The 23,157-nt window shown below is 39.1% G+C and carries 20 protein-coding genes and 1 pseudogene; 3 read left to right on the top strand and 18 right to left on the bottom strand.

Features of this window, described 5'->3' with window-relative positions:
• Nucleotides 1–69 precede the first annotated feature (69 nt).
• The 9 genes from AC1UFB_RS06690 to AC1UFB_RS06650 form a co-directional block, all read right to left on the bottom strand.
• Nucleotides 70–456 (bottom strand): hypothetical protein, encoded by a 387-nt coding sequence (locus tag AC1UFB_RS06690; RefSeq protein WP_100346567.1) that lies wholly within the window; start codon nt 454–456, stop codon nt 70–72.
• A 44-nt stretch (nt 457–500) separates the two neighbouring features.
• Nucleotides 501–728, bottom strand: a complete 228-nt coding sequence (locus AC1UFB_RS06685; RefSeq protein WP_482588828.1) for a hypothetical protein — start codon at nt 726–728, stop codon at nt 501–503.
• Between the two features lie 116 nt (nt 729–844).
• On the bottom strand, nt 845–1,456 hold the full coding sequence (locus tag AC1UFB_RS06680; protein ID WP_100348135.1) for a thymidine kinase: 612 nt from the start codon (nt 1,454–1,456) through the stop codon (nt 845–847).
• A 200-nt stretch (nt 1,457–1,656) separates the two neighbouring features.
• On the bottom strand, nt 1,657–1,857 hold the full coding sequence (gene rpmE / locus AC1UFB_RS06675) for a 50S ribosomal protein L31 (protein ID WP_025908738.1): 201 nt from the start codon (nt 1,855–1,857) through the stop codon (nt 1,657–1,659).
• Nucleotides 1,858–2,073: 216 nt separating this feature from the next.
• The gene (gene rho / locus AC1UFB_RS06670; RefSeq protein WP_025908737.1) at nt 2,074–3,348 is read right to left on the bottom strand and encodes a transcription termination factor Rho; all 1,275 of its coding nucleotides are present in this window, start codon (nt 3,346–3,348) and stop codon (nt 2,074–2,076) included.
• Between the two features lie 494 nt (nt 3,349–3,842).
• Nucleotides 3,843–5,129: a UDP-N-acetylglucosamine 1-carboxyvinyltransferase gene (locus AC1UFB_RS06665; protein ID WP_025908736.1), complete on the bottom strand. Its 1,287-nt coding sequence runs from the start codon at nt 5,127–5,129 to the stop codon at nt 3,843–3,845.
• Between the two features lie 204 nt (nt 5,130–5,333).
• Complete coding sequence (gene fsa / locus AC1UFB_RS06660; protein ID WP_025908735.1) at nt 5,334–5,978, bottom strand: fructose-6-phosphate aldolase; 645 nt, start codon at nt 5,976–5,978, stop codon at nt 5,334–5,336.
• A gap of 122 nt (nt 5,979–6,100) precedes the next feature.
• Nucleotides 6,101–6,958: a class II fructose-bisphosphate aldolase gene (locus AC1UFB_RS06655; RefSeq protein WP_025908734.1), complete on the bottom strand. Its 858-nt coding sequence runs from the start codon at nt 6,956–6,958 to the stop codon at nt 6,101–6,103.
• Between the two features lie 226 nt (nt 6,959–7,184).
• Complete coding sequence (locus tag AC1UFB_RS06650; protein ID WP_100346566.1) at nt 7,185–7,559, bottom strand: response regulator; 375 nt, start codon at nt 7,557–7,559, stop codon at nt 7,185–7,187.
• Between the two features lie 237 nt (nt 7,560–7,796).
• Between AC1UFB_RS06650 and AC1UFB_RS06645 the strand changes: the two genes are divergently transcribed.
• The gene (locus AC1UFB_RS06645) at nt 7,797–8,327 is read left to right on the top strand and encodes a DUF2529 domain-containing protein (protein ID WP_061785348.1); all 531 of its coding nucleotides are present in this window, start codon (nt 7,797–7,799) and stop codon (nt 8,325–8,327) included.
• Nucleotides 8,328–8,372: 45 nt separating this feature from the next.
• Here the strand turns inward: AC1UFB_RS06645 and AC1UFB_RS06640 are convergent, their stop codons facing one another.
• The 9 genes from AC1UFB_RS06640 to AC1UFB_RS06600 all read right to left on the bottom strand — a co-directional run bounded on the left by AC1UFB_RS06640 (nt 8,373) and on the right by AC1UFB_RS06600 (nt 21,592).
• The gene (locus AC1UFB_RS06640; RefSeq protein ID WP_025908731.1) at nt 8,373–9,980 is read right to left on the bottom strand and encodes a CTP synthase; all 1,608 of its coding nucleotides are present in this window, start codon (nt 9,978–9,980) and stop codon (nt 8,373–8,375) included.
• 387 nt (nt 9,981–10,367) lie between these two features.
• Entirely contained in the window at nt 10,368–10,898 is a 531-nt protein-coding gene (gene rpoE, locus AC1UFB_RS06635; RefSeq protein WP_482588824.1) for a DNA-directed RNA polymerase subunit delta, read from the bottom strand.
• A 210-nt stretch (nt 10,899–11,108) separates the two neighbouring features.
• On the bottom strand, nt 11,109–14,336 hold the full coding sequence (icmF, locus tag AC1UFB_RS06630) for a fused isobutyryl-CoA mutase/GTPase IcmF (protein ID WP_328100942.1): 3,228 nt from the start codon (nt 14,334–14,336) through the stop codon (nt 11,109–11,111).
• Nucleotides 14,337–14,354: 18 nt separating this feature from the next.
• Entirely contained in the window at nt 14,355–14,984 is a 630-nt protein-coding gene (locus tag AC1UFB_RS06625; protein WP_025908728.1) for a TetR/AcrR family transcriptional regulator, read from the bottom strand.
• 22 nt (nt 14,985–15,006) lie between these two features.
• Nucleotides 15,007–16,146, bottom strand: coding sequence for an acyl-CoA dehydrogenase (locus AC1UFB_RS06620; RefSeq protein WP_025908727.1), 1,140 nt, complete (start codon nt 16,144–16,146; stop codon nt 15,007–15,009).
• Between the two features lie 16 nt (nt 16,147–16,162).
• On the bottom strand, nt 16,163–17,275 hold the full coding sequence (locus AC1UFB_RS06615; RefSeq protein WP_482588821.1) for an acyl-CoA dehydrogenase family protein: 1,113 nt from the start codon (nt 17,273–17,275) through the stop codon (nt 16,163–16,165).
• 11 nt (nt 17,276–17,286) lie between these two features.
• The gene (locus AC1UFB_RS06610) at nt 17,287–18,141 is read right to left on the bottom strand and encodes a 3-hydroxybutyryl-CoA dehydrogenase (protein ID WP_025908725.1); all 855 of its coding nucleotides are present in this window, start codon (nt 18,139–18,141) and stop codon (nt 17,287–17,289) included.
• Nucleotides 18,142–18,156: 15 nt separating this feature from the next.
• On the bottom strand, nt 18,157–19,335 hold the full coding sequence (locus AC1UFB_RS06605; protein ID WP_328100945.1) for an acetyl-CoA C-acetyltransferase: 1,179 nt from the start codon (nt 19,333–19,335) through the stop codon (nt 18,157–18,159).
• 142 nt (nt 19,336–19,477) lie between these two features.
• The gene (locus tag AC1UFB_RS06600) at nt 19,478–21,592 is read right to left on the bottom strand and encodes a heterodisulfide reductase-related iron-sulfur binding cluster (RefSeq protein WP_100346562.1); all 2,115 of its coding nucleotides are present in this window, start codon (nt 21,590–21,592) and stop codon (nt 19,478–19,480) included.
• 191 nt (nt 21,593–21,783) lie between these two features.
• Between AC1UFB_RS06600 and cls the strand changes: the two genes are divergently transcribed.
• Together cls and AC1UFB_RS06590 are read left to right on the top strand one after the other, a co-directional pair.
• Nucleotides 21,784–22,980 carry a cardiolipin synthase gene (cls, locus tag AC1UFB_RS06595; protein WP_100346561.1) on the top strand — a complete coding sequence of 399 codons (1,197 nt, stop codon included), beginning with the start codon at nt 21,784–21,786 and terminating at the stop codon, nt 22,978–22,980.
• Between the two features lie 22 nt (nt 22,981–23,002).
• A pseudogene (locus AC1UFB_RS06590) lies at nt 23,003–23,092 on the top strand (UV damage endonuclease UvsE); the annotation flags it as partial.
• Between the last annotated feature and the right edge of the window lie 65 nt (nt 23,093–23,157).

The raw sequence follows: 23,157 nt of genomic DNA, 5'->3' as shown, positions 1-23,157 counted from the left end.
TTATCCATAACGTTCTAATTATAGTATAGCTCATGGATTCAGTCAAAACAAAGTGAGTTTTACCAAGGATTATGGCTTGACGTTTACATGAAATTGAAGTCTAGGCAAACCTTCATAGAAAACCTCATTGAGATCTTTTATAATCTTGTTTTTCTCGCGAGCGCTATATTCTTTTCCAACGTATACTGTCACCCACGCATCTTTTCCACTAATAACAATATTTCCAGCCTTATAAGGAGTTTTGACGTTAATAATTTCTTCAATTTTGGTAGCATCATCTTTTACTGCAGTTTGTTCATTGGTTGTATTTAAAAAATTAGGGTTTTGATCCGTAAATTCTTCATAATTTTCAAGCTCAGCTCGCTCTTTTTTTGATTGAGTGTCTTGGTGCTGGTCTCCTTGGTTACATGCGGCTAAAAGAAAAGCGGTAAACAGTATTGCAATTAAGTGTTTCATACTATCCCCCTCCTATCTTGTTAGTTTTCCACATTCCTCCCTTTTCATCCAGTTCCATAAAAAAAAAGAGTTTGGGACATAACAAAATGATGGCTTCTAAAAGACAAACAATAGCTGTTCCCATCTCTTTGATTTGTCTCAACACATTCGTTCCATTGCGCTACGGTCACTCGCTTTCCGCGGGGAGGAACCTGAACTTCCTCGCTGCGCTGCGGGATCTCCGTTTTCCCTCTCTTTCCCGCAGGAGTCGAGTGTCCTACGCTCCATTCCACCCTGTTTCCAACATTGTTTTCACAATCAACCAAAAAAACCTGAACGATTAAAAGTTATGAACTCTCAATCGTTCAGGTATAGTAGAGGCTGAACTACTTATGTCCCAGTCTCTTTTTTATTTGGTTAGTTCTTGAAAGTTACTTGCTGCTTTTGAACTTTTCACCACATGACAATGGCGACAGCGAGGTTCGTAAGATTCTGATGCGCCCACTAGTATAATGGGATCATCATAAGAAGCTGGCTCTCCGTTAATTAAACGTTGAGTACGACTTGCTGGAGATCCACATGATGCACAAACAGCTTGCAGTTTTGTAACCGATTCAGCTATTGCCATCAGCTGAGGTACATGTCCAAAAGGCTCACCACGAAAGTCTTGATCAAGTCCTGCTACAATGACACGAAACCCTTTATCTGCAAGAGCTTGTACAACTTCAACAATTTGATTATCAAAGAATTGAATCTCATCGACCGCCACTACATCTGTAGCTTCGCTAACTATATCTAAAATGTCAGTAGAAATAGATATAGGATGGGCAATAACTGATGTTCCATTATGTGATACAACCGCTTCTTCACTATATCGATCATCGATTGCTGGCTTAAACACCTGCACATTTTGCTTGGCAAACTGCGTGCGACGAACACGACGAATTAATTCTTCTGATTTCCCTGAGAACATACTTCCACAAATTACTTCAATCCAACCGCTTTGTTTCATTACGTACACCATGCGGGACTCTCCCTTCCTATCACTCCATTATGAGCGAACCGCTACTAACTTTATCTAGTCTACCTTTAATTATGTAGAACATGTATATAAAAAGATTTCTCCACCCACAGTGGAAATATTTTACTTATTCCGTATTTTTAAAAGTAAAAAAACAGGCAAGAGATAAGCTACTTGCCTGTTTGCTTCGACAATCTTGATTATTTAAGACCGTATTTTTTGTTGAAACGATCAACACGGCCACCAGCTTCAGCGAATTTTTGACGGCCCGTATAGAATGGGTGACATTGTGAACAAGTCTCAACGCGCATCTCTTCTTTTACAGAACCAGTTTCAAACTCATTACCACAGCTGCATTTCACCATGATTTTGTTGTACTTTGGATGAATTCCTGTTTTCATTCTTTTCATCTCCTTCCGCCCTGAATCATTCTGAAACAGAGTTTATTGATAAGAAAAAATGATGAGCATAATCGCACCATCGTGTATCTTATCAACACACATGATGAAATTATAACAAGGGTTGTTTCGTTTTGCAACCACCTATTCAAAACATCTTTTTCCATCAACTGACACTTCATTTAAAATCTTTATAAAACCAATTACATATGTTTTCTGTTATCGTTTATTAGCTAATAGAGCTTTCTTCTCTTCAGTTAACAAAGCAAAAAACTCTTCATTTGATTTTGTTTGACGAAGACGCTTTAAGAACTTTTCAGCAAAATCAGGCGCATCAGCCATTGACTTACGAATAGCCCATAAATGATCAAGCTGCTCCTTTGGAATAAGAAGCTCCTCTTTACGTGTACCTGAACGACGAATATCAATTGCCGGGAAAATACGTTTTTCCGCAAGTGAACGATCAAGGTGAAGCTCCATATTTCCAGTTCCTTTAAACTCTTCATAGATTACATCGTCCATACGAGAGCCTGTATCAATTAAAGCTGTTGCAAGAATTGTTAAGCTTCCGCCATCTTCAATGTTTCTGGCAGCACCAAAGAATCGCTTTGGACGATGGAAAGCAGCTGGGTCAATACCACCTGACAATGTTCTTCCACTTGGCGGAATAACAAGGTTATAAGCACGAGCTAGACGAGTGATACTATCCATTAAAATGACAACGTCTTTTTTATGCTCCACTAATCTCATTGCACGCTCGAGCACAAGCTCAGCGACTTTAATATGGTTTTCTGGTACCTCATCAAACGTTGAACTTACAACATCCCCATCAACAGATCTTTCAATATCTGTTACTTCTTCAGGACGCTCATCGATTAAGAGAACAATGAGCTCTGCTTCTGGATGATTTGTTGTAATACTGTTTGCAATTTCTTTTAGAAGCATTGTTTTACCAGCTTTAGGTGGTGCAACGATTAATCCCCTTTGACCAAAACCAATCGGTGAGATAAGGTCAATAATTCGAGTTGAGAAACTTCTAGGCTGTGTTTCCAAACGCATTTGCTCATTTGGATAAATAGGCGTTAACGCTGGGAAATGCACGCGTTCTTTTGATGTCTCTGGATCTTCACCATTAACTGCTTCTACATGTAGTAAGCCATAGTAACGCTCGTTTTCTTTAGGGGGACGAACTTTACCAGATACTTTATCTCCGTTTCGTAAATCAAAACGGCGAATTTGAGACGCGGAAATATAAATATCCTCAGAGCTTGGAGAATAGTTGATTGGTCTTAAAAACCCAAACCCTTCCGATTGAATAATTTCAAGGACACCTTCCATGAAAAGCAGACCGTCTTGCTCTGCCTGTGCTTTTAAAATTGCAAAAACAAGCTCTTTTTTCGTTAGCTTGCTATAATAAGAAACTTTATATGCTTTCGCATGTTCATATAGCTCTTTTAATTTCATATTTTCTAAACTGGATAATGTTAAGTTCATTAGGACACCACGCTTTTAATGAATAATTTTTGAGTTTCCTTCCATATTAAGTTACTATCTATTAGAAAATGATACGGTCGGAACAATGTGTTAAAGATGGAGAAGGTAATCTAGAAGTATACATAAGTAGAATCAATTATAATTATACACTTATTAGAAGAAAAAACAGGTTACTTTCATAACGAAGTGGCAAAAACCACGAATTGTTTAATGTAGCAACTTATATTCTAACCTTTTTCTATCTTTTTAATCAATCTTTTTTTGACGCATAGCGTTCAACAAAAAACATGTTATAGTTTACTAGCTTCTACTGAAAACCTTTTCAATTCATATTAAATAAGAAATGATAGCTACAAATGCATTGCACACACCGATTTATTATTTATAACGAATAAATAATCAGTGAGGGATTTCCCTCACTGATTTTCAACTTACTCTATTATAGACGAAATTCACGTAATGTCTAGTAGATGACATGATGAGAAAATTTGTGATTAAGAATTTTGGAATTGTTCAATTTCTTCTTCAGTCATTTCTTCTCGCCAAATCATTGCGCCTAAACTTGATAGTTTGTCCACGAGGTGACTATATCCTCGATCAATATGTTCTAATCCAGTAACTTCAGTAATTCCTTTAGCCATTAAACCAGCTGTTACTAGAGCTGCTCCTGCTCGTAAATCAGAAGCCTTAACACGCGCACCTTGCAACTGTATTGGCCCATTAATAATTGCAGAGCGACCCTCTACTTTAACCGAAGCATTCATACGTCTTAGCTCATCAATATGCTTAAACCGAGCTCCATAAATTGTATCTGTTACTACACTTGTACCAGATGCTTTTGTTAATAAAGTAGTGAAAGGTTGCTGCAAATCTGTTGGGAATCCTGGATAAACCAATGTTTTGATGTCTACAGGCTTTAATAATTCTCTTGTAGCAACCAAAATTTGGTCTGAGCTTGTTTCAATATGAATACCCATTTCTCTCATTTTAGCCGTCAAAGATTCCAAGTGCTGTGGAATCACATTATCCACAATCACTTCTTTCCCCATACTAGCACCCATTACCATGTAAGTGCCCGCCTCAATACGATCTGGAATGATTGAATGACGGCATCCATGTAAAGTATCTACGCCATCAATGCGGATAACGTCTGTTCCAGCACCCTTAATTTTTGCTCCCATACTCGTTAGCAACGTCGCAACATCAATAATCTCAGGTTCTTTAGCTGCATTCTCAATAACAGTACGTCCCTTTGCTCTGACAGCAGCTAGCATGATATTAATGGTTGCACCAACGCTTACCACGTCTAAATAAATACGAGCTCCTCTTAATTCTTCAGCACGTAAATAAATAGCACCTTGTTCATTTGTAACAGTAGCACCTAGTGCCTCAAAACCTTTAATATGCTGATCAATTGGGCGCGGTCCCAAATAACAGCCGCCTGGAAGACCAACAACAGCTTTTTTAAAACGCCCTAACATTGCTCCCATCAAATAATAAGAAGCACGCAGCTTTTTTACCTTTCCACTTGGTAAAGGCATGGCCGTCATATGAGTTGGGTTTACCGTTAATTCTTCATTATCACTTGTGACAGTGCCACCAATTTCTTCAATTAAATCACTCAGCAATTCAACATCTGATATACGAGGTAGCCCCTCTATTGTAACAGGTGACTCCGCTAAAATCGTAGCTGGAATCAGCGCCACAGCGCTATTTTTAGCACCGCTTACACGAACTGTTCCACTTAGAGTAAAGCCACCTTGTATTTTCAGCTTTTCCATTTATAGCTCCCTTCCAGCGAAAGAAAGTTTTCGACTCTGTAGTTAAGGAAAAAATTGGAACTACAACTATGTAGACTACTTGTATTTTTCCTCTTATCTACTAGTGTACACGAAAATCCAAAAATCATGTATAATTTCGACAATTTTAAAGAAAATATGGCATTTACTCAATTTATTCGCAAATGCCATACCATCTTATTTACATTATTTTTGTCGTTTTTCCCAATCTGCTAGAAACTGTTCGATTCCTGCTTCCGTTAAAGGATGCTTGAAAAGCTGCATAATTACTTTATAAGGAATTGTTGCAATATGAGCTCCTTGCTTAGCAGCCTCCGTTACATGCATTGGGTGACGAATAGAAGCAGCAATGATTTCAGTTGGAATATCGTGAATAGCAAAAATCTCTGCAATATCTGAAATTAAGTTCATACCATTAAATCCAATGTCATCAAGGCGACCTAAAAATGGTGAAACATATGTTGCACCAGCTCTTGCAGCTAATAATGCTTGATTAGCAGAAAAGATAAGCGTGACGTTGGTTTTGATTCCAAGACTCGTAAATTCGTTTACTGCTTTTAGACCATCAGGAGTCATCGGTACTTTAATCGTAATATTTGGTGCAAGGGCCGCTAACTCTTTACCTTCTCGAATCATTCCTTCTGCATCTAAAGAAATGACTTCGGCGCTCACTGACCCTTCAACTAGCTCTGTAATCTCACGAAGACGATCTTCAAATGTGATATTCTCTTTTGCTACCAAACTTGGATTTGTTGTAACACCAGCAATAACCCCTAATGAATGCGCTTCCTTTATTTCTGACAAGTTAGCTGTATCAATGAAAAATTTCATCTGTCCTATCCCCTTTTTTCTTAATTATATGAAAATTATAATTAAAATAAAGCCGCCTTACAACTATTGAGCAAGGCGGCTTTGCACCATCTCATCATTAATCACTTAATGTGGAATGGTAATTATGCTTTGTTTGAAGAACCAAACTCACGCATTTTCCCTTGAACTGTCGCTTGAATTGCATCGCGAGCTGGTCCTAAGTATTTACGTGGGTCATATTGCTCAGGTTGCGCAGCTAGTACTTCGCGTACAGCTTTAGCTGAAGCAATTTGGTTTTCTGTATTTACGTTAATTTTAGCAGTTCCTAAAGAAACAGCTTTTTGAATGTCTTTTGTTGGGATACCAGTACCACCGTGTAATACTAATGGTAAACCAGTAATTTGACCGATTTCTTCCATTTCAGCAAAGCCTAAGTTTGGCTCACCTTTGTAAGGACCATGAACTGAACCTAATGCTGGAGCAAGGCAGTCGATACCTGTACGTTTAACAAGCTCTTCACACTCTTTTGCATCAGCGTAGATAACACCATCAGCGATTACGTCATCTTCTTGTCCACCAACAGTTCCTAACTCAGCTTCTACAGATACACCGTGGAAGTGTGCTAGTTCAACTACTTTAGCAGTAGTTGCAATGTTTTCTTCAAATGGGTGGTGAGAAGCATCAATCATTACAGAAGTGAATCCTGCATGAATTGCTTTTGCACATGATTCAAAGCTTGAACCATGGTCTAAGTGAATTGCAACTGGCACTGTTACGTTGTAGTCTTCGATTAAACCTTTAACCATTGATACTACAGTTTTGAAACCGCCCATGTAACGTGCTGCACCTTCAGATACACCTAGGATAACTGGAGAGTTTTCTTCTTGAGCTGCTTTTAAGATAGCTTGAGTGAACTCTAAGTTGTTTAGGTTAAATTGGCCTACTGCGTAGCCTTCCTCTTTTGCTTTGATAAGCATGTCTTTCATTGATACTAAAGGCATGTTGAAATCCTCCTTAATAATCTATGTGAGTTAGATACTAACCAAAAGCCTACCTAAAAGTAGTATGCTCTTGAATCTGACATTCCATGTAGAAATGCGGTGTATCTGCACACAATATGTTGTCGAATGATTAATACAGTAATTAGGATACCAACTTAAAAACAAAACAGCAAGATTTTTAGGTTAATATTGAAAATTTCTTAGAAACACGCCTAATTGTAAGCACTTACTTAGACTTTAATGGTATATATTCCCTAACAGCCTGTCTAATTTCATCAATATCAAACGGTTTTGCAAAATGCGTTAACGCACCTAAATCTTTTGCTTCTTGGATCATATCTAATTCACCATAAGCAGTCATTATAATTACTTTTATTGTCTTATCATACCCTTTTAATCGTTTTAAAATTTCAATTCCGTCCATCCCTGGAATCTTCATATCAAGCAAGACAAGATCAAGTTGTTGTTCTTTTGCAATGTCAATCGCTTGAAACCCATTCGCTGCTTGAAAAGTGTGATACCCTTCCTTTTGCAATACTTCTGTTAGTAAAATACGAATTCCGTACTGGTCATCTACAATTAAGATTTTTTCAGTCAACATAATCCCACCTTCTATACAGCCTCTTGTTGAGACAAAACTAACATATGTATTTCGTTATAAAGCGACAAATCCCTGCTCATTTAAGGAAATCTTACAAAATACAGGAATTTTAGTCATTATTCTTACTTTGTTTTTCCATACTTTTTTATTATAACTTGTTTTACACTAGAATATGGATATATTTTTTCGATATAATGATTAGCAAACACTCTTGAGAAAGAGAAAGGTGACTTTATCATGCTTAAAATTTTCACAACACAATTGTCTAGCTATTTTAAACGCATAGGCGAAAAAGAAGAATTCAACTTGGAAGATGGTGCTCGTATTTTAGCTCAAGCAGCCATTGGAGAAGGAAACATTTATATTTATGGAGTAAATGAAATGCAAGCCGTGATGTACGAAGCGACGCAGAGTGCAGAGCCGTTAGCTCATGCAAAATCTCTAGAGCTCAATGACATTAGCAGCTTAACATCCGTAGATCGAGTACTCATTGTTACAAGGTTTTCTACAGACGAAAAAGCAGTTCAAGTAGCACATACTCTACTGGAACAAGGAATTCCGTTTGTTAGCATTGGAGCTATTCCCAAAGAGGTTCAAGGTGACAGTATTCATGAACTAGCAGATGTGCATATTAATACGTATCTTTTACAGCCACTTATCCCTGATGATAGCGGGGAACGCTTTGGCTTTCCAGCTCTTATGACTACTCTTTATGCGTATTATGGCTTATCCTTTACATTAAAAGAAATCATGGATGAAAATGAGTAACAACAAAAAAGACGCTGTCTGTCACCGCGTCTTTTTTGTTGTTTTTTATTGTTGTTGTCCTAATTCAATTGATGCACGAATAAATTCTCTAAATAGAGGTTGTGGACGATTTGGACGAGACGTGAACTCTGGGTGGAATTGAGCTGCTAAGAACCATGGATGGTCTTTTAACTCAACGATTTCCACTAAACGACCGTCTGGGCTTGTACCTGAGAAGATAAAGCCTTTCTTCTCCATCTCTTGACGATATTCGTTGTTGAACTCGTAACGGTGACGATGGCGCTCGTAAACAACTTCATCTTGGTATGCTTGATGAGCTAATGTACCTTCTGTTAACTTACAAGGATACAATCCTAAGCGAAGTGTTCCACCTAAATCTTCAACATCCTTTTGTTCTGGTAATAGGTCAATGATTGGATAGTTTGTGCTTGGAGCAATTTCAGCAGAGTGCGCTCCGTCTAAACCTAATACGTTGCGAGCAAACTCTACAGATGCAAGTTGCATACCTAAGCAAATACCTAAGAATGGAACTTTTTGCTCACGAGCATATTGAGTAGCTACAATCTTACCTTCGATACCGCGGTCACCAAATCCACCTGGTACTAAGATACCGTCAACATTACCTAATAGTTCACTTACGTTTTCTTGCGTAACGTGCTCTGAGTTAACCCATTGAATGTTTACATCTGCATCAAATGCATAACCAGCATGGCGCATTGCTTCAACAACTGAGATGTAAGCATCTTGAAGCTCTACATATTTACCAACAAGAGCAATTTTCGTTGTTTTAGATAAGCCTTTTACTTTAGCTACAAGCTCTTTCCACTCCGTCATATCGGCTTCTTTACAATCTAATTTTAAGTGATCGCACGTGATTTGATCTAAGTGCTGGTCTTGTAGCGATAGTGGAATTTCGTATAATGTCTCCGCATCTGCACATTCAATAACTGCTTTTTTATCGATATCACAGAATAGAGCTAGCTTTTCTTTCATATCTTCAGAAATTGGCATTTCTGTACGTACAACAATAACGTTTGGTTGAATTCCTAAACTACGAAGTTCTTTAACGCTATGCTGTGTTGGCTTTGTTTTCATCTCGCCTGCAGCCTTTAAGTATGGCACTAATGTACAATGAATGTACATTACATTATCGCGACCGATATCGCTTTTAATTTGACGAATAGCTTCTAAGAATGGCAGAGATTCGATATCTCCTACCGTTCCTCCGATTTCCGTAATAACAACGTCTGCGTTTGTCTCTTTACCTGCACGGAATACTTTTTCTTTAATTTCATTTGTAATATGAGGGATTACCTGAACTGTTCCACCTAAGTAGTCACCGCGACGCTCTTTTTTCAATACAGTTGAGTAAACTTTCCCTGTTGTTACGTTACTATAGCGATTTAAGTTAATATCGATAAAACGCTCATAGTGCCCTAAATCTAAATCTGTTTCTGCACCATCATCCGTAACGAATACTTCACCATGTTGGTATGGGCTCATTGTTCCTGGGTCTACGTTAATGTATGGATCGAACTTTTGAATAGTTACGTTTAATCCACGATTTTTTAATAGTCTACCTAGAGAAGCAGCAGTGATCCCTTTCCCCAAAGAAGATACAACGCCACCTGTTACGAAAATATATTTTGTCATTTGGTCTTCCCCCTCTAAATTTGTTAAAGTGTACAATACTAAAAGTTTTTACATAAACAATCACAATTCATTCATCATCATGCATGAAATTATTAAAAGCATTATTGGGAATGCTTATTGAAGAAGAATAAGAATTCAACTGTTCAGTACGAAAAAGCAAAAACTCGACAGCAAGATGAGCCTGTATGGTTTCTAGCTCCAAGGTGCCAAGTTTTAAAAAAAAATTGCTCCCAATGCCATAACAGGATTGGGAGCAATGTTCTATATAATATGTTTAAACTTCTTAAATACTCGTTTAAAGAGCCCAAAAAAGATTCTACATATTTCAATGACAAAAGTCAAGAACCATTATGATAGATTATTTTTCATCCTCATACTCAAGGTCTTCTACTCAAGGTCTTCTTCGGCTTCTTCATCTGCTTCTTCTTCATCTAGATCTTCATCTAAATCGTCAAAGTCTTCTTCCTCTTCTTCAATAACATCTTCTTCATCTAAATCTTCAAAATCACCGTCATCTTCTTCAGCTAATTCATCAAGATCATCGAAATCTAGATCTTCTTCTTCTAAATCATCAAAATCATCCAGCTCGTCTACAACAGCTTTTTTCGCTTTCTTCTTCTTCGGCTTAGCTGCTGGCACAATATCTTCTTCTGCCTGATCAAAAGGATACCAACCCCTTAACCCCCAATAGTTTTCACCAACCGTTAGGAATCGACCATCGATATTAATATCTGTATAGAACTGCGCAATTCTTGATTTTAATTCTGTATCTGACATCTCTGTTGCTTTTACGATTTCATCAATAATTTCTTGAAATGAAATAGCTTGACGGTCTGTTTTCTCACTTAACAGCGCATACGCAATTTCGATCATTGACATCTCTTTTAATTCTTCTTTTGAGTACTTTTCTAAACTCAAAGGTGACACGCCCTTTCTATGTATATCTAAAATCTATTAAATCAATTCATCATAAGTTCAAATGATGGACACGAATAAATACATACCATTCATTATAAACAAATTCAATACATTTATGCTAGCCTCGATTCTAAAAATCTCTTGGAAATTGCAAAATGAAACAGAAACTACTAGCGCCATATGGCTAATAGTTTCTGTTTCTAAACCGATTTACATATTTCGACGATACTGTCCACCACATTTATAAAGCGCCTGTGTAATTTCACCCAAACTTGCAAACTGGACGGTATTCATGAGCTCTGCGAAAATGTTTTCTCCGTTGTTGGCAGCTTTTTTTAACCTTTCAAGCGCTGGCTTTACATTGTCAGCATGTTTTTCTTGAAACGCTTTTAACTGCTCAATTTGATAGTTCTTTTCTTCCCAAGATGCACGAGCAAGCTGCATATCATTAACATTTGTATCACCTTGCTCATTGGGATTACGGTACGTATTTACTCCAACGATTGGCAAAGAACCATTATGCTTTCTCATTTCATATTCCATTGACTCATCTTGAATTTTGCCACGCTGATATTGTAGCTCCATAGCACCTAACACTCCACCTCGTGTGTTGATACGTTCAAACTCTTGTAAAACCGCTTCCTCTACTAAATCTGTTAACTCTTCTACAATAAAAGAGCCTTGAAGCGGGTTTTCATTCTTTGTCAATCCATTTTCTTTCGTAATAATTAATTGAATAGCCATCGCACGGCGCACCGACTCTTCCGTAGGTGTTGTAATAGCTTCATCATACGCGTTCGTGTGCAGGGAATTACAATTATCGTGAAGAGCCATTAATGCCTGTAATGTTGTACGAATGTCGTTAAACTGAATCTCTTGAGCATGAAGTGAGCGACCAGACGTTTGTACATGGTACTTTAACTTTTGACTCCGTTCGTTTGCTCCATATTTATCACGCATAACAATAGCCCAAATACGACGAGCTACGCGACCAATTACCGTATATTCTGGATCAAGTCCATTGCTGAAAAAGAAGGAAAGATTCGGTGCAAAATCATTAATATTCATGCCGCGACTTAAGTAGTACTCGACATACGTAAATCCGTTAGCAAGCGTAAACGCAAGTTGAGAAATTGGATTAGCTCCTGCCTCTGCAATATGATAGCCAGAAATAGATACAGAATAGTAGTTACGCACATGATGCTTCGTAAAATACTCTTGGATATCCCCCATCATCTTCAACGCAAACTCTGTAGAGAAAATGCATGTATTCTGCCCTTGATCTTCTTTTAAAATATCTGCTTGGACAGTTCCTCTAACTGTACTCAACGCCTTGCTTTTCACCGTTTCATATTCTTCTAGACTCAGCTGACGCTTTAGTTCTGTCTCCCTTTTATTCACTTGCTGAGCAATCGCTACGTTCATGAACATCGCTAATATAATAGGAGCCGGCCCGTTAATGGTCATGGAAACAGATGTAGAAGGTGCACATAAATCAAAGCCTTCATACAACTTTTTCATATCATCTAATGTACATACGCTAACGCCACTTTCACCAATTTTACCGAAAATATCAGGCCGTTCCGCTGGATTTTCACCGTATAGCGTCACCGAATCAAAAGCCGTGCTTAAACGCTTCGCATCATCATCTTTGGACAAATAATGAAAGCGACGGTTCGTTCTTTCTGGTGTGCCTTCTCCGGCAAATTGTCGTTTCGGGTCTTCACCTTTTCGCTTAAATGGAAAAACTCCTGCTGTAAATGGAAATTCACCTGGAACGTTCTCTCGATATAACCAATGTAAGATATCTCCATCATCTCGAAATGTAGGCAACGCTACCTTTGGAATTTTTAACCCTGACAATGTCTCAATTTGTAAATCTGTTTTGATTTCTTTTCCTCGCACATATGTCCTTAAGACGGGCTGACGATAATCATTCTTTAAGTCTGCCCACCTTTCTAACTTCTCTTTTGATTCTTTGGATAGCTGATTTTCATAGTTTTGCAAGAGTCCCTTCAGTTCATGCTGACTGTCTTTATGTTTGACCTTATTGATAACGTCTTTTACTTGCTGAGTTTTATGCGCAAAATTCCCTTGCTGTTTTGCATAGTTATGGTAATCTCGCACTGTATTTACAATCTCCTGTAAATACTGCTGTTTATCTGGAGGAATAATGGTATGTGACTGTTTTTCATCTGTAGATAGGGTTGGCTTAAGCTGAATATTGAACTGTTGATTAATCGTACGAATCAACTCATTATATAAATGATTTGTTCCCGGGTCGTTAAATTGACTTGCAATTGTGCCATAAACAGGCATATCATCTAGTGAGTCTTCAAAACGTTCATGGTTGCGCTGGTATTGCTTTTGAACTTGGCGCTTCGCATCTTCAGACCCTTTTTTCTCAAATTTATTAATAACAACAAAATCGGCATAATCAAGCATCTCAATCTTTTCAAGCTGCGATGGGGCACCAAACTCACTCGTCATGACGTACATGGATACGTTGGCCAGATTTTTAATTTCCGCATCCGCTTGCCCAATACCACTCGTTTCGACAATAACCATGTCGAAACCAGCTGCCGTTACAATATCAACTGCATCTTTAACAGCTGCTGATAGCTCATGTTTAGAAGAACGTGTTGCCAAGCTTCTCATATAAACTCGATTGGATGAAACGCTGTTCATTCGAATTCGATCTCCTAACAGCGCTCCTCCTGTTTTTTGCTTGGTTGGATCAATTGATAATACGGCAATATGAAGGGATTCATCTTCTTCTAAAAAGCGACGAATTAATTCGTCCGTTAAAGAACTTTTACCAGCTCCTCCTGTTCCTGTTATACCTAGAACAGGAATATTGGACGCCTGTTTTAAATCTCTTTTAATAGCTTCTAGGGTTGCCGCTTGTTCTTGCATAGCCCCATTTAAAAGCGCGTTCTCAACCACTGTAATATACTGAGCAATGGCTTGATGGTTGATTTTTCCCAACTGATCGACCGAAGGTATTTCAGGCAAAACTATCTTCTGGCACTCATCTACCATATATTGAATCATGCCTTGCAGCCCCATTAAGCGCCCATCCTCTGGAGAGAAAATTTTAGCAATTCCGTAATGGTGAAGCTCTTCTCTTTCGCTTGGAATGATAACCCCACCACCTCCTCCATAAATACGAATGTGGGAAGCGCCTTTCTCTTTTAGCAAATCATACATATATTTAAAGTACTCGACGTGACCTCCTTGGTATGACGAAACAGCAATTCCCTGAACATCCTCCTGTATGGCCGCGTTCACAATCTCTTCAACAGATCGGTTATGGCCTAAGTGAATGACTTCCACTCCTAACGATTGCAAAATACGCCTCATGATATTAATGGACGCATCATGGCCATCGAATAAGCTAGCCGCCGTTACAAAACGTACTCTTTTCTTTTGCTCCATTATAATAATGCCTCCCCATTAAACAGATTGGACTGAAAAATCTTTTAGCAAAAACTTCAGCTGTATGTTTGTGTATTCTTCCAGCGTATAGTGTTGCTGCAGCCACCAACGTCTAAATGCCCACATCTGCCCCTGGACAAAAATATGATGGGATAGCAGCTTTATCTCTTTGTCATCTAGAAGGAATTGCTCGCTTTGGATGCAACCACGGATTAATGTCTCAAACATTCCCACCATCTCAAGCTCTTTCTTTAATACATAAGGAAGAGCATCCTTTGATAATGATTTTGCTTCTTGGTACATAACAAGGACTTCATCTTGAAGTTCGTTAATAACCTTAAAATAATGCGTAATTGCCTTTTCTAAGCATTGAACCGTATAGCCTTCGAGGTGCATCTCTTCTTCTAAGCGCTCTCTTACCTCTTCATAAATGCTGTCGCAAACTAAATAAAGAACATCTTCTTTTGACTGGATGTATTCATAAAGCGTACCGATACTAAAACCTGATGATTTTGCGATTTCTCTCGTGGTCGTTCGATGAAAACCTTTTTCTTTAAAAAGACTAACTGCGCCTTTCACCATCTGCGTCCGTCTTTCTTCAATTAACCGCTCATCCTTAATAGAGGTAAGCACTTCCCTTTTGCTCATTAACATCCACCTTCTCCGCTCTTTATTTTGAAAGGTAACGAGAAATAACTAAACGCTGAATCTCTTGAGTCCCTTCATAAATTTGGGTAATCTTCGCATCACGCATATATCGCTCAACTGGATAATCCTTTGTATATCCGTATCCACCAAATACTTGAACAGCTTCTGTCGTGACTTTCATAGCAGTATCACCTGCATAGAGTTTCGACATGGCTGATTCTTTTCCGTAAGGTAGCCCCTCTCCTTCTAGCCAAGCTGCTTGATACGTCAATAAGCGTGATGCCTCAATACTGGTTGCCATATCAGCTAACTTAAACGCAATTCCCTGCTGTGCAATAATTGGTTTACCAAACTGGTGACGCTCTTTTGCGTACGCAACTGCTGCGTCTAGAGCTCCTTGAGCAATCCCTACCGCTTGAGCAGCAATACCGTTTCGACCACCATCCAACGTCATCATGGCAATTTTAAAGCCGTCTCCTTCCTTACCCAGTAGGTTCTCTTTTGGCACTCGGCAGTTCTCAAAAATAATTTCCGTTGTGGGCGATGAACGAATGCCTAGCTTCTTTTCTTTCTTTCCAACAGAGAATCCTTCCATATCCTTCTCCACAATGAATGCGCTCGTTCCTTTTTGTTTTTCTTCCGGATTTGTGCGGGCAAATACGACATAAATATCCGCTTCTCCACCGTTTGTAATAAAGATTTTCGAGCCGTTTAATACATAGAAATCGCCTTCTTTTACAGCGGTCGTTTTCATGCCTCCCGCATCAGATCCTGCACTCGACTCAGTAAGTCCGTAAGCACCTATTTTTTCTCCTTGCGCCATGGGCTTTAAGTACTTATGCTTTTGCTCTTCGCTCCCGAACTTAAAGATTGGCCACCCAGCAAGAGATGTATGGGCTGACAGTGTCACCCCTGTTGATGCACATACGCGTGATAGCTCCTCAACAGCTATGCAATACGCTAAATAGTCACTTCCAATTCCCCCATACTCTTCAGGCCACGGAATGCCAGTTAATCCCAACTCACTCATCTTTCGAAAAATCTCTCGGTCAAAACGCTCTTCTTCATCTCTCTCTTCAGCTGTAGGTCCTACCTCATTCTTAGCAAAATCTCGAACCATTTTACGAATCATTTCATGCTCTTCTGATAATTTAAAATACATGTTAAACTCCCCCAGTTTATAAAGATTTACTGATTACGATACGCTGAATTTCACTTGTTCCCTCATAAATTTCACATACCTTTGCATCTCGGAATAAACGTTCTACAACATTTCCTTGTATCACTGCTCCAACTCCAATAAGTTGAATGGCTTCCGTCGTAAGATTCATTGCAGCTTGCGAAGCAAAAAGCTTTGCCATTGAAGCTTGTTTTGTACACTTCATGCCTTGCTGATATAAATAAGCTGCGCGATAAACGAGTAGCCGAGCTGCTTCCACTTGAGTTTCCATATCAGCAAGCTTTCCTTGTTGAAGAATACTCTCCTTTTCTTCCGTGAATACTATATTTTTGTTCGCTTCATAAAGGGCTCCTTCTGCAATTCCCAGGGACTGCGCTGCAATGCCAATTCTCCCTGCATCTAAGTTGGCCATCGCAATCTTAAAGCCCTCTCCCTCATTCCCAAGGCGATTAGAAACTGGCACTTTCATATTTTCAAAGTGCAACTGCACAGTACGAGATCCATGCAAGCCCATCTTCTTTTCATCTTTTCCAACGTGAAACCCAACCATATTTTTCTCTACAATAAAAGCCGTGATTCCTTTGGAACCTAAGCTGCTGTTAGTTTTTGCAAACATAATGTACGTATCTGCTTCTCCGCCGTTTGTAATAAAAACTTTGGAACCGTTTACAATATAGTGGTTTCCTTGTTTCTCAGCATTTGTTTTTAGACTAGATGCATCAGATCCTGCATTTGGTTCGGTTAAAGCAAAAGCGCCTAAATATATTCCTCGGGATAATTTCGTGACATACTTCTGCTTTTGTTCATCCGTTCCAAAACGAAGGATTGGATTAGTACCAACGGACGTATGAACGGATAAAATAACGCCTAAAGCAGAGCTTACTTTGGATATTTCATGAATTGCCATGGTATATGAAATAAAATCGAGCTCTTGACCACCGTAAACCTTTGGAATGGGAATCCCAAGTAGGCCTGCATCTCCCATTACTTTTAAGGTCTCTTTTGGAAACTCTCCGTTTTCCATTTTTGGAACCACTTTTATCACTTCATCCGCAACAAATTTACGAATGAGGTGTTGAAAGCTGAGCTGTTTATCCGTAAAAGCAAGCATCTCACCACTCCTTACTTGTCATATGTAAAAAAGCCACGGCCTACTTTCTTTCCTAGCCAACCTGCTTTTACATATTTTCTTAGCAACGGACACGGTCGATATTTATCGTCTCCAAATCCTTTGTGAAGTGTTTCCATAATAAATAGACAGGTATCTAAGCCAATAAAATCAGCTAGCGTCAGCGGTCCCATTGGATGGCGCATGCCAAGCTTCATCACTGCATCAATATCTTCTTTCCTTGCAACACCTTCATATAACGTATAAATGGCTTCATTAACCATCGGCATCAAAATTCGGTTTGATACAAATCCAGGAAAATCTTCTACTTCTACGGGAACTTTATTTAAGCGCTCAGACGTTTCGTGAATCACTTTATACACTTCATCGCTTGTAGCTAACCCTCGAATAATTTCAACTAACTTCATCACAGGTACTGGGTTCATAAAATGCATTCCAATGACTTGTTGAGGTCGGCTCGTTGCGGCTGCAATTTCTGTAATAGGCAGTGAAGATGTATTGGTAGCCAAGATTGTATGAGGTGGCATAAGTTGATCTAGCTCTTTGAAGAGTGATTGCTTAACCTCCATTTTCTCCACGACGGCTTCCACTACTAAATCCACTTGCGCTGCATTAGAAAGAGACGAAATTGGATAAAGCCTATTCATAACTTCATCCTTTTCAACTTTTGTCATAGCTGCTTTTTCTACTTGACGATTTAATTGCTTATCGATAAATGCGATTCCTTTTTTGATCTGTTCTTCTGACATATCGTAAAGTGAAACGTGGTAATTTGACGTCATAAAAACTTGAGCAATTCCTAGTCCCATTTGTCCTGCTCCGATTACAAGTACGTTCTTAATATCCATGACCTTCTCCCCTTTTTAATGTACTTCTACCATCACAGCGTCCCCTTGGCCACCGCCACTACAAATTGCCGCAATTCCTAAGCCACCCCCACGGCGCTTTAGTTCGTGAATAAGAGTAACTAGAATCCTCGCTCCGCTTGCTCCAATTGGATGGCCAAGTGCGATAGCTCCTCCGTTTACGTTCACTTTATCAGCGGGTAAGTTCGCTACCTGCATACTCATAAGCGCTACGGCTGCAAAAGCCTCATTAATCTCAAATAAATCAATATCTTGAACGGTTTTATTGCAACGCTTTAACAACTTCTCTATTACTAACCCTGGCGTAATAGGGAAGTTTTGTGGCTCAACAGCTAATGATGTATGACCTACAATTGTTGCCATTTGTTGATAACCATTTTTCTTTGCTTCTTCTTCGTCCATTACAAGTAGAGCTGCTGCGCCATCATTTACACCAGGTGCGTTTCCCGCAGTAATTGTTCCGTCATGATTGAATACTGGTCGCAGTGTGCTAAGTCTCTCATATGAAGTATCATGACGAGGCCCTTCATCTTGCTTAACTACTTCTGTTCCTTTACGCGTCTTTACACCAATGGCCACAAGCTCATCCTGCCACTTCCCCTCTTTCTCAGCTTGAACGGCCAGCTGATGACTACGCAATGCCCATTCATCTTGCTTTTCCCGGGAAATATTCAGTTCACTTGCCAATCGATTTCCGTAAGTCCCCATATGAACTCCTGTAAAGCTACATGTTAAGCCATCATGAATCATCAAATCTTTCGCTTGGCCATCTCCCATTCGAAAGCCCCATCTTGCTTTTGGTAACAGATATGGTGCATTGCTCATAGACTCCATTCCTCCGGCCACAACCGCTGAAGCTTCTCCTAAACGAATATACTGATCTGCTAACATCACGCTTCTCATTCCTGATGCACATACTTTGTTAATGGTTTCTGTTTGCACACTCCAAGGTAAACCAGCATGATGCAACGCTTGACGAGATGGCAATTGTCCTTGCCCCCCTTGAAGCACACAGCCCATAATAACCGAATCAATGTTTTCCGCTTCTACACCAGCATGCTGAACCGCGGATTTTATAGCGTGGCCACCGAGCTCTGAGGCAGTTAGTGAGCTTAAAGCTCCTCCTAATTTACCAAAAGGCGTACGCACAGCACTGACAATGACAGATCTCCTCATCTATAACTCCCCCTTTTCCTATTGAACGTTTGCTCAATTTGATGACAAACAAAATCTCTATCTCTTACAAGGTTGTAGCCCCCGTTCTTTTAGTAGCATTTGGGGGCTTTAAACCTTCATCCTTCTGTAATAAACTCCCTTATCATACAGGTTGTTTTGCTTCGTTTATGCCAAAAATTGATTTTTCTAAGAGCTCTGCTACATCATATGTTCCTACTTTTTCTTCAACTTCTTTCGCTTTTGTACCATCGCTAATCATCGTTAAACAGTACGGACAGCCAGAGCTAATAATGCCTGGGTTTACTTCCAGGGCTTGTTCTGTACGCGCGACGTTGATTCGTTGACCAGAGGTCTCTTCTGCCCACATGAGCCCTCCTCCTGCACCACAACACATTCCGCTTTCACGATTTCGAGCCATCTCAACCATTTTCACTCCTGGAATTGCTTTTAAAATTTCACGCGGCGGGTCATATACTTCGTTATATCTGCCTAAATAGCAGGAATCATGAAACGTAACGGTTTCTTCAATTGGAAATTTGGGCTTTAACTTTCCTTCTTTCACAAGCTGTGCTAAAAGCTCCGTATGATGATACACTTCTGCTTCTAACCCAAAGTCTGGATATTCATTTTTGAAAATGTTATATGCATGAGGATCAATCGTGACAATCTTTTTCACTTCGTTCTTTTCAAATTCCTCAATGTTCTTAGAAGCTAACTCTTGGAATAAGAACTCGTTTCCTAATCGACGCGGCGTATCTCCAGAGTTTTTCTCTTTGTTTCCTAAGATAGCGAACTTAACTCCTGCTTCATTTAGCAGTTTTGCAAAAGCAAGCGCAATCTTTTGACTTCGATTATCGTAAGCTCCCATCGAACCGACCCAAAATAAATATTCAAATTCTTCTCCACTCTTCTTCATTTCTTTAACCGTCGGTACATGAATATCTTCTCGCATTTCTCTCCAAGTTTCTTTTTCTTTACGATTTAATCCCCATGGATTTCCTTGACGCTCGATGTTCGTCATCGCTCTTTGAGCATCCGGATCCATTTTCCCTTCTGTTAAAACTAAAAAGCGACGAAGATCAATGATTTTATCCACATGTTCGTTCATTACTGGACACTGATCTTCACAATTACGACAGGTCGTACACGCCCAAATCTCTTCCTCTGTAATGACTTCTCCTATTAAAGACGGGTTGTATTCCAAAGTAGCTGCTACTTCGCTGCTGCTTTGGCTTGCTCCCATGACCGCAAGCTGGTTTCCTTTTGTATTGGCAAAAGCATACGTAGGCACCCAAGGCGCTCTGGACGTTACGACAGCACCCTTTTCAGTCAAGTGATCACGTAGTTTCAAAATTAAATCCATCGGTGAAAGCATTTTCCCTGTCCCAGTCGCTGGACACATGTTTGTACATCGTCCACACTCTACGCATGCATATAAGTCGATGAGTTGGTTTTGTGTAAAATCTTCAATTTTCCCTACACCAAATGTTTCTTGAGACTCGTCTTCAAAATCGATTTTCTCTAACTTCCCTGGCTTAGAAACGCGATTGAAAAACACGTTCGCTGGACCTGCAATTAAATGGGCATGCTTAGACTGCGGTACGTAAACTAAAAATGCTAATAAAACAAGTAAGTGAATCCACCATGCTACATAGAAGATGACAATAGATGCGGTTTCGCCAATTCCATTCAAAAGAAAGGCAACGGATGATGCAATTGGCTCAGTCCACGCTAAGTCATGGTTGTGCCAGATTAGTGACATCCCATTTCCAATTAGTACTGAAAGCATCAAGCTACCAATAAACAAAAGAACCAAACCTGATTTAAACCCTCTTTTTAATCGAACAAGCTTTTCAACATAACGGCGGTGAAAAGCCCATATAACCGCAACTAAAATCAAGACAGTTATAATTTCTTGAAAGAATGTAAAGCCTGGATATAGCGGACCTAATGGCAGATGCGCTCCAGGAACTAACCCCTTTAAAATAAAATCAATCGCACCGAACTGAACTAGAATAAATCCGTAGAAAAAAAGAACGTGGATGATTCCACTTTTCTTATCTTTTAATAATTTTTTTTGGCCAAAAACATTTACCCATACTTTGTTCAGTCTTTCTTTTAGTTTTTGATCAAACTCCACTTTCTTACCTAATTGGATGTACATTAACCTCGTTCGAATTAAGTAAATAAACAACGACCCTGCGTAAGCGGTTACAATTAGAAATAAAATTAAATTGACCCACAATAAAGCTGACACATAATTCCCTCCTTCTCCCTGATGAAAATTTAGAAAATAATGAACTTTTCTTCATTTTATATAATGAATGAACATTCAGTCAACATATTTTCTTTCTTTTTTGTTCATATTCTATTTAAACGAGGTGAAACTAAGAACAGAAATAAGATGATTATCGTGAATTATTCGGTTAATGGAGGGTGGGAAAGGAAATGTTGGCTACTGTAATTATTTTAATCGTTATTTTGATTGTCGCATGGTTTGCCATTGATTTAGGTGTTGGCAAAAAGGAACTCATGCAAAAAGAGCGTACATTTCCAATGCGTCAAGCATCTCTCAAACTTTTCACTGATGGAACGAAGTTTTACAATGACTTGTTTAAATCAATCGAACAAGCAAAACATTCCATTCACATTTCTTTTTATATTGTCAAAAACGATGAGGTTAGCAAAAAATTTTTGGATCTTCTCTGCGAAAAGGCAAGTCAGCAAGTTGACGTTCGGCTACTCGTTGACCGCATCGGTAGCATAAAGCTCAATCGGAAGATGAGAAAACACCTTCTGGCTTGCGGAGTGAAGTTTTCATTTAGTCGTCGGCTAAAATTCCCTTATTTATTTTATACAATAAACGCAAGGAATCATCGAAAAATGACTATTATCGACCAGTCCATCGGCTACATTGGAGGGTTTAATATTGGCCAAGAATATTTAGGCTTAGATCCCACATTAGGGACGTGGAAAGATTATCACTTAAAAGTAACGGGAGAAGCAGTAAATGATTTGCAAACGCAGTTTTTAAGAGATTGGAGCTCATCTATGAACGATGAAGAGCAGCACGAAGAGGTAATTGACAGACAAATAAAAGACCCCTCTATGCAAATCGTGCAATTTCGCTCAACGGAAGGTGTTTCCTTAGAAGATCATTTCTTGCACATCATCAATGAAGCAAAAAATGAACTTTGTATTGGAACTCCTTATTTTATCCCAACAGAATCTTTAATGGCGGCTATTTTAAAAGCGCGTAAACGAGGCGTAACGGTGTATATCCTTATCCCAATGAGAGCAGATCACCCACTCGTTCGCGATGCAGCCTTCTCTTATCTTCCTGCTTTAGTCGAAGCGGGGTGCCAGATTCATCAATTTTATTATGGTTTCTATCACGGAAAAGTGATGATTGCTGATGAGCGAATTTGTGATGTGGGAACTGCTAACTTTGATAAAAGAAGCTTGTTTTTAAACGGAGAAATCAATTGCTTTATCTTTGACCCTGTTTTTATTAAGCATGTAAAAGAAACGTTCCACACCTGTTTACACGACTGTCCTCTTCTTTCTTTATCTGATATAAAAAAGCGGACTTGGTTTGATAAATTTAAACAAGGGGTAGCTACGTTTATATCCCCACTTTTATAGCTATGAAAAGGAGTTAACAGACATGAATGTCAGATTTGGCTATGTTTCCCACGCTTTGTCCTTGTGGGACTGCTCACCTGCAAAAACGTTAACGTTTGCACGCTGGAGTAAGTGCGACTTGTTGCTAGACAAAAGTAATCGCAGGATTACCACAAAACTGGCGTAGTTAACTGATTT

Source organism: Priestia sp. KCTC 13724, assembly GCF_056820425.1.
The sequence above is the reverse complement of the archived record's forward strand: the minus strand, read 5'-3'. Positions and strand labels throughout refer to the sequence as shown.